This window comes from Streptomyces sp. NPDC006879, from assembly GCF_042869595.1.
Lineage (GTDB): Bacteria > Actinomycetota > Actinomycetes > Streptomycetales > Streptomycetaceae > Streptomyces.
The window spans coordinates 168,121-174,533 of sequence record NZ_JBIAGC010000011.1 but is presented as its reverse complement, the minus strand read 5'-3'; the positions used below and the strand labels follow the sequence as shown (position 1 = coordinate 174,533).

Annotated in this window: 6 protein-coding genes; 1 reads left to right on the top strand and 5 read right to left on the bottom strand. The window is 71.5% G+C overall.

The genetic code is table 11. The features are described 5' to 3' along the window. Positions 1-557: 557 nt before the first annotated feature. From proC to ACFYMC_RS12110, 5 genes are all read right to left on the bottom strand, one after another. Complete coding sequence (proC, locus tag ACFYMC_RS12130) at positions 558-1,367, bottom strand: pyrroline-5-carboxylate reductase (RefSeq protein ID WP_388522686.1); 810 nt, start codon at positions 1,365-1,367, stop codon at positions 558-560. Between the two features lie 87 nt (positions 1,368-1,454). Beyond that, complete coding sequence (locus tag ACFYMC_RS12125) at positions 1,455-2,192, bottom strand: ABC transporter permease (RefSeq protein ID WP_388522684.1); 738 nt, start codon at positions 2,190-2,192, stop codon at positions 1,455-1,457. After that, positions 2,189-3,052: an ABC transporter ATP-binding protein gene (locus ACFYMC_RS12120; RefSeq protein ID WP_388522681.1), complete on the bottom strand. Its 864-nt coding sequence runs from the start codon at positions 3,050-3,052 to the stop codon at positions 2,189-2,191. The genes ACFYMC_RS12125 and ACFYMC_RS12120 overlap by 4 nt, the downstream gene beginning before the upstream one ends. Positions 3,053-3,153: 101 nt before the next feature. Further along, positions 3,154-3,660 (bottom strand): hypothetical protein, encoded by a 507-nt coding sequence (locus ACFYMC_RS12115; RefSeq protein ID WP_388522678.1) that lies wholly within the window; start codon positions 3,658-3,660, stop codon positions 3,154-3,156. Between the two features lie 63 nt (positions 3,661-3,723). Further along, positions 3,724-3,990: a peptidase gene (locus tag ACFYMC_RS12110; protein WP_388522675.1), complete on the bottom strand. Its 267-nt coding sequence runs from the start codon at positions 3,988-3,990 to the stop codon at positions 3,724-3,726. Between the two features lie 206 nt (positions 3,991-4,196). Here ACFYMC_RS12110 and ACFYMC_RS12105 point away from each other — a divergent pair, with 206 nt between their 5' ends. Next, complete coding sequence (locus ACFYMC_RS12105) at positions 4,197-6,371, top strand: PQQ-binding-like beta-propeller repeat protein (RefSeq protein WP_388522672.1); 2,175 nt, start codon at positions 4,197-4,199, stop codon at positions 6,369-6,371. Positions 6,372-6,413 lie beyond the last annotated feature (42 nt).

Here is a 6,413-nt window from a genome sequence, read left to right as displayed (position 1 = left end):
GTCAATCTGGCGTTGACTTTTGGCACGCTGTTGAGTTCTCAAGGAACGGACGCTTCCTTCGTTCCCGTTACCGGGCCCTCCGGGCGCTTCCCTTCTGTTCTTGCGTTTCCGACTCTATCAGACTCTTTCGCGTCCGATTCCCGGCCGAAGCGGGTCCGCCTTCCAGTTCCTCGCTTTCGCGATTTCCCCTTTCGGCGTTTCCGACTCTACCAGATCCTTTCGGACCTGACTCCCAGTCAGCGGGCTTCGCCTTCCCGGCTGTTGGGCCGTTCCGACGAGTGAGACTTTAGCGGAATCCCGGTTCCCGACCTAATCGGGGTCCGTGCCACTGGGGCGCGCATTCCTCATTCGCAAACACGCATGAAAACGGGACGACAAGGAGTCGTTCGTTCGAATGGTTGTTGCGGAATGGTCGTCCGGGGACCGGCCGGGGCCAGCGCTCACTTCGGACAACTCGAAGTACCTTACGGATCCGAGACGGCGGTGTCAACCTGCCCCAGCGGCCCTCCTGGAGAACCAGGGATCCCGGACCGCGGGGCGGATGGCGGCGGGCCCGGTCAGCCCTGGCCGGAGGCGAGTTCGCGTGAGCGGTCACGGGCGGCTTCCAGGGCTGCGATGAGCGCCGCCCGTACCCCGTGGTTCTCCAGCTCCCGGATGGCGTTGATCGTCGTGCCCGCGGGAGAGGTGACGGCCTCGCGGAGCTTGACCGGGTGCTCACCGCTGTCGCGGAGCATCACGGCCGCTCCGATGGCGGCCTGCACGATCAGGTCGTGCGCCTGGGCCCGGGGCAGGCCGAGCAGAATGCCCGCGTCGGTCATCGCCTCGACCAGGTAGTAGAAGTAGGCGGGTCCAGAACCGGACAGGGCGGTGGCGGCGTCCTGCTGGGATTCGGGGACACGCAGGGTCTTGCCGACCCCGCCGAAGATCTCCTCCGTGTGGGCGAGGTGCTCCGCCGTGGCGTGGCTGCCCGCGGAGATGACGGACATGGCCTCGTCGACGAGGGCGGGGGTGTTCGTCATGACCCGGACCACCGGGGTGCCGGTGGCGAGTCGCTCCTCGAAGTACGCGGTGGGGATTCCCGCGGCGCCACTGATGACCAGGCGGTCGGCGGGGACGTGCGGGGCTAGTTCGTCCAGCAGTTTGCCCATGTCCTGGGGTTTGACCGTCAGGATGAGGGTGTCGGCTCGTTTGGCGGCTTCGGCGTTGCTGACCGATTCCACCCCGTAGCGCGTGCGTAGTTCCTCGGCACGTTCGGATCGCCTCGCGGTGACCAGGAGGTTCGCGGCCGGCCAACCGCCGCGGATCATTCCGCTGAGCAGGGCCTCGCCGATCTTTCCGGTACCGAGGACTGCGACTGTCTGGGTCATGCGGGGTCACCTCGCCGGGGTTCGTGCACCGTACCTGCCCATCCTTGCACCCGTGGGAGGCTGCGCGCGGGGGTGTCCGAGGGGCGGTCAGGGGGTGCGGCGGCGCAGCGTTACCGCTCCGAGCGCGATGACGAGCAGGGCACAGCCGGCGACCACGGCGGCGTCCAGGGCGAACTCGGCCGTGATCTCGCTGTGGCGTAGGACCTCGTTCATTCCGTCGACGGCGTAGGACATGGGCAGGACGTCGGAGATGGCCTCCAGAGCCGGGTGCATGCTCTCGCGTGGAGCGAAGAGTCCGCAGAGCAGCAGTTGGGGGAAGATCACGGCCGGCATGAACTGGACCGCCTGGAACTCCGAGGAGGCGAAGGCGGAAACGAACAGGCCGAGGGCGGTTCCCAGAAGGGCGTCGAGGAGTGCGACCAGGAGGAGCAGCCAGGGAGAGCCGGTGACGTCGAGGCCCAGGGTCCAGAGCGCGAGGGTGGTCGCGATGACGGACTGCACGACGGCGAGGGCACCGAAGGCCAGGGCGTAGCCCCCGATGAGGTCGGCCTTGCCGAGCGGCATCGCCAAGAGTCGTTCGAGGGTTCCGGAGGTGCGTTCGCGCAGCGTGGCGATGCTCGTCACCAGGAACATCGTGACCAGCGGGAAGATGCCGAGGAGTGAGGCGCCGACGGTGTCGAAGGTGCGGGCGCTGCCGTCGAAGACGTAGCGCAGCAGGACCAGCATCAGGGCCGGGACCAGCAGCATCAGGGCGATGGAGCGGGGGTCGTGGCGCAGCTGGCGCAGGACGCGGGTGGCGGTGGCGAGGGTGCGGGCCGCGTTCATCGGGGGTCTCCCGGGGATGTGGTGGTGGGTGCGGCGTCACGGTCGCGGCGGGCGGCCCGTTCCAGGGCCTTGCGGTGGGTGGCCTCTTCGACGAGGCGGAGGAACGCCTCCTCGACGCTGCCGGTGCCGGTGCGGGTGCGCAGGGCTTCGGGGGTGTCGTCGGCGAGGAGTTCGCCGGCGCGCAGCAGGAGCAGGCGGTGGCAGCGTTCGGCCTCGTCCATGGCGTGCGAGGAGAGAAGGATCGTGGTGTTGCGGGTGGCGGCCAGGTGGTGGAAGAGCTTCCACAGGTCGCGGCGTAGGACGGGGTCGAGGCCGACGGTGGGTTCGTCGAGTACGAGCAGTTCGGGGGTGCCCAGGAGGGCGACGGCCAGGGAGACCCGGCCGCGTTGACCGCCGGAGAGGTTGCCTGCGAGGTCGTCGGCGTGGCTGGTGAGGTCCACGTCGGTGAGTGCGGCGCTGATGTTCCCTCGGCGACGTTCGGCGGCTTCGCGGCCGGGGTCGAGGATGGCGGCGAAGTAGTCGAGGTTCTGCCGGACCGTGAGGTCGTCGTAGATCGACGGGGCCTGGGTGACGTAGCCGATGCGGGGGCGGAGTTCGGGGGTGCCGGCGGGGCGGCCCAGGACGTCGAGGGTGCCGGTGACGTGTTGCTGGGTGCCGACGACGGAGCGCAGCAGGGTCGACTTCCCGCAGCCGGAGGGGCCGAGGAGTCCGGTGATCTGGCCGCGGGGGACGGTGAAGTCGAGGCGGTGCAGGACGGTTCGGGGCTGGGCTCGGGTGCCGCCGCGGGTGACGGTGAGTTGGTGGGCGCGGACGGCTGGTGCGGGGGGTTCGGTGGGCCTCCCCGAAGCATTATTCATCATGTGATGAATAATGCTCGCGCCGCTGCACCGCAGTCAAGGACGGCGAAAGGGCGGCCGACCGAAGTCGACCGCCCTTTGCAAAACGTCCGGGCTGGGCCCGGCTATCCGCGCTTGGGGCGCTTGCGCGCGGCCGGATTGCCGGTCCGAGCTGCCCGGCGCCGGCCGTACCGGGCGAGCGCCTCCTCGTACTCGCGGCGGCGGAGCTTCTCCCCCGGCGCTTCGGTGAGACAGCGCAGGAAGTAGGCCAGCAGGGTGCCGAGGAACCCGATGGTCTTCAGTCCCCGCAACGAGGCGTCCTCCGCCACCGCGCGACGCCGGTTGAAGCCCTCCCAGGTCTTGGCGAAGGCGATGGCGGTGCAGATCGCGAACATGATGACGACGGTGGCGTTGAGGAAGGTCCCCACCTCTGCGATCGCGAGGCCCTCATAGGCGAACCGGAGGACGAAGGCACCGGCCGCGGCGGCGAGCAGGCAGCCCGCGGCCAGCGCCGAGCGGCGCAGGGCGTACCGGCCGTCGTGCTGGACCCACGTGGTGCCGAAGAAACGGATCTCCTCGGGGCGGGGCTCCGCCACCGCGGACTGCTTGGGGGTCTGGGGCTTGTCGCTCACGTCTGCGATTATCCCCGACCCGGCGGCCGGCAGTGGTGGAGCCCGCCCCGGCACGGGTCCGGTTCAGGAACAGCGGGTGGCCACGTAGCCGTCGCTGCCGGTCCTGACGTAGGCGTCGGAGACGTACGCGCCGTTGCCTATGCAGTCCCAGATCCGGCTGGTGCCGTAGGGGCCGGTGACGTTGGTGCCGGTGGTCTGGCAGTTGATCGTCACCCAGGACCCCTCCGGCAGCGTGCGGATCACGGAGTACCCGGTACCCGGGCCGCTGCGCACGTTCAGGCGGTAGCCCGGCGCTATCGGGAATCGCAGAGCAGTGCTCAAGGAAGTCATGGTCCCCCCCAGGGATGGTGACGGCTGAACGCTGGGCCAGACCGCCGGCCGCTCACACCGGCCGGCCTGACGGCTCGATCTTGATCTTTTGGCTCAATCACGCCCCTCGGCATGACTCGCGCAGGCTAGCAAGCCCCTCGGAGCGGTCCGAGGGCATCGACTAGGCTCCGGACACGCGGATCACACGGCACACACGGGGGTGGGCGATGCCGTCGCAACGCGCGGATCAGCCGCAATACGCCGGGCAGTACCGGCTCGAACGGGTCCTCGGATCCGGCGGCATGGGCGTGGTGCACCTGGCGACCTCCGCGTCCGGACTGCGGCTCGCCGTAAAGGTGGTGCACGCCGAACACGCCACCGACCCCGAGTTCCGGGCCCGTTTCCGCCAGGAAGTCGCCGCCGCACGACGGGTCAGCGGAGCGTTCACCGCCCCCGTCGTGGACGCCGACCCCGAAGCCCCGCGGCCATGGATGGCGACCTCCTTCATCGACGCGCCCACCCTCGCCCAACGCGTCAGGGAACACCCCCTGGACGAGGCCGAACTGGGCAGGCTCGGTGCCGGCCTCGCCGAAGCCCTGCGCGACATCCACCGGGTGGGAGTCGTCCACCGCGACCTCAAGCCGGGCAACGTCCTGATGGCCGCGGACGGCCCCCGCGTCATCGACTTCGGGATCTCACGGCCCTCCGACAGCGATCTGCGCACCGAGACCGGCAAGCTGATCGGGACTCCCCCCTTCATGGCGCCCGAGCAGTTCCAGCGACCGCGCGAGGTGGGCCCCGGCGCCGACGTCTTCGCCATGGGCGCGGTACTGGTGCACGCGGCCACCGGCCGCGGCCCCTTCGACTCGGACAGCCCCTACATCGTGGCGTACCAGGTGGTGCACCAAGAGCCGGACCTGGCGGGGGTACCACCGCGGTTGGCGCCGCTGATAGCCCGCTGCCTGGCCAAGGACCCCGGTGAACGCCCGACCGCGGCGGAGCTGGTGGCCGAGCTGCGCAGCGCCGCCTACCGGACAGCTGAGGACACCCGGTCCTTCTGCGCGCCGGTGGGTGCGGACACCCCCTCCGGTGCCGCGTTCCCCCACCCGCCGGAGGTCTCCTCGGGCCGGGACGACGAACCCACCCACCTGAAAGTGCCCGCCGTACCCTTGGCGCCCGCTGCGGCGCGACGACGGCGACGGCGCCCCCTCACGCTGGCGCTGGTGGGGGCACTGCTGGCGGGCGGCGCGGTGGCCGGAGGCTACCGGCTGGCCGCTGAGGAGCGGCTCGGCACGGCGGCTGCCGCACGGCCGAAGAGCGCTCCGGAGCCCACGGAACAGCACACTCCCTGGTCCGTTCCCGGGCCGGCCGGGGCGGGGCTGGAGAACCGCACGGCCGTCTGCGGCTACGCCGCTGGCGACGAGCCCGCGCTGTACTGCAAGGCGCCGGGGGTGGCCGCCGCCCGGCTGGACCCGGCGGACGGCTCGGAACGCTGGCGGGTACCGGCTCCGGGGGCGCCCTCGACGGTCGAGGAGGCCGGCGCACCCGTCCTTGCCGGGGGGCTGGTCCACACCAGGTCCACGGCTGACGGAGTGTGGCGCGCCCTGGACCCGGACACCGGCGAACAGCGCTGGCAGCACGCCGTGTCGGCCTACCGGAGCACGCTGACGGTGGACGACGCCGTCCTGCTGGTGGGCGCCGACGGGCGCGTCACGGCGCTGGACGCGGAGACGGGCGAGCGGCGCTGGACGCGGCGGGTCGGTGGGACGGAGGCGGTGTGGACGGCCGGGCCCGACGGGCGGGCCTACGCCTCAACCGCCGCACCGGGCGGCGGCTCCACCCAGGTGACGGCGGTGGACACGGCCGACGGGGGCATCCGGTGGCGCGTCCAGGTGGCCGGGACACCGGTGCCCGCCGTGGCGGACGAGCGGGCGCTGTACCTGCTGGGCAGCGACGAGAGGTCCATGAACGACGCGGTGCTCCGGATCGACGCCCGGACCTCGAAGGTGCGACGGGTCCCGCTCAGCGCCCCGATGGACCAGGCGCAGGCCGCCGTCGGCACGGACGGCACGGTGTACGTGGTGGGTGCCGGTGGCGCCCTCGCGGCCGTGGGGGACGCTCTGGAGACCTGGCGGCTGGAGACCGGGGTGAGCCGCTCCTCACGACCGGTGGTGGTGGGCAGCCGGGTGCTGCTGATGGCCGCGGACGGCCGTCTGCTGGCGGTGGACTCCACCCCCGGGGCCGGCGTACTGGTCGGCCAGACCCCGCCGCGGATGGACGGCGGGCGGCGCACCTACGCGCCGGTGCTGCCGGCTCCGGTGGTCGGGGGCCCGATGGTGTTCGGGGCGGCGCCGGACGGGTCGGTGTTCGCGGTCGCGGTGAACGGGACTGCCGCCTGGTGAGCGCGGCCCGAGCGGACGGGAACGGCCGGGGCCGGTGACGCG